3 protein-coding genes are annotated in these 1,847 nt (G+C 70.1%); 2 read left to right on the top strand and 1 reads right to left on the bottom strand.

The annotated features are described in order from the left end of the window. A partial coding sequence (locus ABT186_RS47615; protein ID WP_502973564.1) for a pyridoxamine 5'-phosphate oxidase family protein occupies window positions 1-209 on the top strand: 209 nt, incomplete at its 5' end. 32 nt (window positions 210-241) lie between these two features. After that, window positions 242-1,114, top strand: coding sequence for a haloalkane dehalogenase (locus ABT186_RS47620; protein WP_351930678.1), 873 nt, complete (start codon window positions 242-244; stop codon window positions 1,112-1,114). A 370-nt stretch (window positions 1,115-1,484) separates the two neighbouring features. Here ABT186_RS47620 and ABT186_RS47625 read toward each other — a convergent pair. Continuing rightward, on the bottom strand, window positions 1,485-1,847 hold a 363-nt coding region (locus ABT186_RS47625; protein WP_351930680.1), incomplete at its 5' end, for a transposase.

Here is a 1,847-nt window from a genome sequence, read left to right on the forward strand (position 1 = left end):
AAGGCCCGGCTGCCCGTGTCGCGCTCTGCCAGGCGGACGGCTTCCGCTGGGTCACCCTCGAAGGCCGAGCCGCCGTCACCGACGACCCCGAGCGCCTGGCCGAGGCCGTCCGCCGCTACACCGCCCGCTATCGCGCGGCCCCGCCCGCCCCGCTGGACCTGGTCGTCATCGAGATCGCCGTCGACCGCGTCCTGAGCCTCAACCTCTGAATCCCCCATAAGGAAAGCGAAGTGACACCGCGATGCCCACCATCCCCGTCCTCGACTCCACCCTCTACTACCGCGAGTCCGGCGATCCCGACGGGCTGCCGTTCGTCTTCCTCCACGGCAACCCCACCTCCTCCCACCTGTGGCGGAACGTCCTGCCGGGGGTGGCCGCGCCCGGTCGCCGCCTGCTGGCCCCCGACCTGATCGGCATGGGCGACTCCGGCAAGCCCGACCTGGCCTACTCCTTCGACGACCACGCCCGATACCTCGACGCCTGGTTCGACGTCCTCGGCCTTGCCGAGGCCGTCCTCGTCGGCCACGACTGGGGCGGCGCGCTCGCCTTCGGCCGCGCCGCCCGTCTCCCGCGCCGCGTCCGCGGCCTCGCCTTCACCGAGACGATCACCAAACCGCTGGTCGGCGACGAGTTCCCGGCGGCGGGCCGGGAGTTGTTCACCCTGCTGCGTACCCCGGGGGTGGGCGAGGAGATGATCCTGGAGAAGTCGCTGTTCATCGAAGGGCTCCCGGACACGCTCGCCACGTCGCTCGACCCTGCCGACCTGGAGGTCTACCGCCGCCCCTTCCCGACCCCGCAGAGCCGCCGCCCGGTGCTGGCATGGACGCGCATGATGCCGCTGGACGGCGAGCCCGCCGATGTCGTGGCCCGCGTCGAGCACTACGACGCCTGGCTGGCTGCCAGCCCCGAAGTCCCCAAGCTGCTCGCCGCGTTCGAGCCGGGCCCGGGCGCGATGACCGACCGGGGGACGGTGGCCTGGTGCGAGGAGAACATCGCGGGCCTGGAAGTCTCCCACCACGGCCTCGCCGGCCATCACTCCCCGGAGGACCGCCCCGAGGAGCTGGCCGCGGCGATCAACGCCTGGGCCAACCGCCACGGGCTGGCGCGCCAGTAGGGACCCTTGATCCCGGCGGTGCCGATCGCCCCGGGGCCGGCTGCGCTGCCGCCGATGGGTGTACGCGCCGCGATCGCCGCCACAATCGAACACGTCAGCGAACGAAAACTTTGGTCCTGGTCAGCTCCTCGAAGCCCTGCGCGCGGGACGGCAACGACGCCACACTGAGATGACCGTTCGGTCAACCCATGGGCATGTGCAGGCGACTTCGGACTTCAGTGCAGCCGACTTCGAAAGCTGACACCGGCATCTGCACGACGATGGGCACCACTTCCCCCTCGCTGCAGATAACAGGGCCGCTTCACGCACGGCCCGGGGAACGTCACCGCAGGTGACGAATCAAGCTCCCGCAGATACTGACCTCGGCTCGTCAAGGTGAGGCTGGCTCGTCGAGAGTCAGACCGGTGCCCGCTATGAAGCCGTCGAGGGTGTCGGCCCGGTACTGGAGGCGCTTGAGCCGGTTGCGGACGAGCGCTTCCAGGCGGTCGAGGGCGACGACGGCGAGGTTGGCCAGGCTGCGTTTGACGTGTGCCCAGACGCCCTCGACGGGATTGAGGTCGGGTGAGTACGCGGGCAGCAGGAACACCGTCAGCCATTCACGCTCGGCGATCAGCCCACGCATGGCGTGGGAGACGTGAGTGTTGAGCCGGTCCCACACCAGCACGATCGGCGCCTTGACGAGCTGGTGGACGCCGTCGATCAGTGCGATGAAGTCACGCTCGCCCATGCTGCG

Origin of the sequence: Streptomyces sp. NPDC001634 (assembly GCF_040298185.1) — a bacterium.
Lineage (GTDB): Bacteria > Actinomycetota > Actinomycetes > Streptomycetales > Streptomycetaceae > Streptomyces.